Annotated in this window: 1 protein-coding gene; it reads right to left on the reverse strand. The window is 67.4% G+C overall.

Going from position 1 to position 3,070, the window contains the following annotated elements:
* Window positions 1-2,954, reverse strand: a 2,954-nt coding sequence (locus DBR23_RS06890; RefSeq protein ID WP_108497743.1) for an efflux RND transporter permease subunit, incomplete at its 3' end; no start/stop codon positions are given.
* Between the last annotated feature and the right edge of the window lie 116 nt (window positions 2,955-3,070).

Genomic DNA, 3,070 nt, shown 5'->3' on the forward strand with positions numbered 1-3,070 from the left:
GTCCCCAACATCATCGGCAACGCCCCCAGCAAGGCCGCCAACGTCGTCATCAAGATGGGCCGGAACCGCAACAGACACGCCTGGTAGATCGCATCGCGCGCACTCAGGCCTTCGTCCCGCTGCGCCTCCAGCGCAAAGTCGATCATCATGATCGCGTTCTTCTTCACGATGCCGATCAGCAGCACGATGCCGATGATGGCGATGATGTCCAGGTCCAGCCGCGCCGCCATCAGCGCCAGCAACGCCCCTACCCCAGCGGAGGGCAGCGTGGACAAGATCGTGACCGGGTGCACCGTGCTCTCATACAGCACGCCCAGCACGATGTACATGGTGACCACCGCCGCCAGAATGAGCAGCAGCGTGTTCGACAGCGACGCCTGGAACGCCAGCGCCGCCCCCTGAAAGCTCGTCTCCACCGACAGCGGTAACTGCCCCTCGGCCTGCACGGCGGCCTTCTCGCGCTCGATGGCCGCCACAGCGTTGCCCAGCGACACCCCCGGCGCGGTGTTGAACGAAATGGTGGCGGCGGGCAACTGGCCCACGTGGTTGACCACCAGCGGCATGTTGCGCTCCTCGATGCGCGCCACCGATGACAGTGGCACCGGCGCACCAGTGCTCGACGGCACATAGATGCTCTGCAACGCCTCGGGCCCCACCTTGAACTGTGGCGCCACCTCCAGCACCACGCGGTACTGGTTGGACTGCGTGAAGATGGTCGAGATCAGCCGCTGGCCAAAGGCGTTGTACAGCGCGGCATCGATGCCCGCCACCGTCACACCCAGCCGGCTGGCCTGGGCGCGGTCGATCTGCACATAGGCCTGGCGGCCCTGGTCTTGCAGGTCGCTGGCCACATCCGTCAGCTCGGGCAAGGCGCGCAGGCGGCGCAGCAGCTCGGTGGTGCTGGTGGTGAGCTGCTGCATGTCGGGCGATGACAGCAGCCACTGGTACTGCGTGCGCGCCACCCGGTCTTCAATGGTCAGGTCCTGCACGGGCTGGATGAACAGGCGGATGCCCGGCAGGTTCTGCACGCGCTCGGCCAGGCGCTGCTGCACCACACCGGCCTTGTCGCGCTGTGCATGCGGCTGCAGGTCGATCAACAGACGGCCGGTGTTGAGCGTGGTGTTGGCGCCATCGACGCCGATGAACGACGAGACGCTGCGCACGGCGGGGTCTTGCAGCAGCCGTTCGGCCACGGCCTGCTGGCGCTCGGCCATGCCGGCAAACGAGATCGACTGGTCCGCCTCGGTGGTGGCCTGCAGCGTGCCAGTGTCCTGCACCGGAAAGAAGCCCTTGGGGATGAACAGATACAGCACCACGGTGAGCGCCAGGGTGGCCGCAAACACCAGCCAGGTGGTGCCCCGGTGGTTCAGCACCCAGCCCAGCATGCGGCCATAGCCTGCGATGGTGCGATCAAAAAAATGTCCCGTGGCGCGGTACAGGCGGCCATGGCTCTCCTCGGGCGTGTGGCGCAGCAGGCGCGCGCACAGCATGGGGGTGAGCGTGAGCGACACCACGGCCGAGATCAGGATGGACACGGCCAGCGTGATCGCGAACTCGTGGAACAGCCGGCCCACCACATCGCCCATGAACAGCAGCGGGATCAGCACGGCGATCAGCGAGATGGTGAGCGAGATGATGGTGAAGCCGATCTGCTGCGAGCCCTTGAGCGCAGCCGCGAGGGGTGCCTCGCCCTCTTCCACATAGCGGGCAATGTTCTCGATCATCACGATGGCATCGTCCACCACAAAGCCGGTGGAGATGGTCAGCGCCATCAGCGTGAGGTTGTTGATGGAGAACCCCGCGAGGTACATCACCCCACAGGTGCCGATGAGCGACAGCGGAACGGCCACGCTCGGGATCAGCGTGGCCGAGGGGCTGCGCAGGAAGACAAAGATCACGGCCACCACCAGCAGCACGGCCAGGCCCAGCTCCACCTGCATGTCGCGCACCGAGGCGCGCACCGTCACCGTGCGGTCGGTCAGCACCTGCACATCCAGCGACGCGGGCAAGGTGCTTTGCAGCTGCGGCAGCAGGGCCTTGATGCGGTCCACCGTGTCGATCACGTTGGCGCCGGGCTGGCGGCGGATGTTGAGGATCACACCGGGTTTGGCCCCGGTGTCTGCCGTGCCCGCCCAGGCGGCGAGGCGGGTGTTCTCGGCATCGTCCACCGTTTCGGCGACGTCCTTCAGGCGCACGGGGGCGCCATTCTTGAAGGCAATGATGAGGTCGCGGTATTCGGCCGCCGACTGCAGCTGGTCGTTGGCATCGATGGTGGATGCACGGGCCGGGCCGTCAAAGCCGCCCTTCGCCTGCTTGACGTTGGCGGCCGCAATGGAGGTGCGCACGTCTTCCAGCGTGAGGCCCAGCTGCGCCAGTGCCGTGGGGTTGGCCTGGATGCGCACGGCCGGGCGGCGCCCGCCCGCAATCGCCACCAGGCCCACGCCCTGCACCTGCGAGAGCTTGGGTGCCAGGCGGTTTTCCACCAGGTCGTTCACGCGGATCACAGGCAGCGAGGGCGAGGTGATGGCCAGCGTGAGGATGGGCGCATCGGCGGGGTTGACCTTGCTGTACAGCGGGGGCATGGGCAGGTCGCCGGGCAGCAGGTTGCTGCCCGCGTTGATGGCCGCCTGCACCTGCTGCTCGGCCACATCCAGCGCCATGTCGAGCGCAAAACGCAGCGTGATCACCGAAGCCCCGCCCGAGCTGGTGGACGACATTTGCGACAGTCCCGGCATCTGGCCGAACTGCCGCTCCAGCGGGGCCGTGACGTTGGAGGTCATCACGTCCGGGCTCGCGCCCGGGTACAGCGTGGTGACCTGGATGGTGGGGTAGTCCACCTCGGGCAGGGCCGAGGTGGGCAGCAGCCGGTAGGCCATCAGCCCCGCGATCAGGATCGCCACCATCAGCAGCGCGGTGGCGATGGGGCGCAGGATGAAAAGGCGCGACAGGTTCATGGCGGCGGGTGCGCTGGCAAGACAGGCAGGAGAGAAACCGGGGTGCCGCTGCGCTCAGCGCGCCGGGCTGGCTGCGCCACCCTGGGACGGCGGCTGCTGTTGCAGCCGCTCGCGGA

This window comes from Acidovorax sp. HMWF018, assembly GCF_003061035.1.
In the GTDB taxonomy this organism is placed as follows: Bacteria; Pseudomonadota; Gammaproteobacteria; order Burkholderiales; family Burkholderiaceae_C; genus Acidovorax; species Acidovorax delafieldii.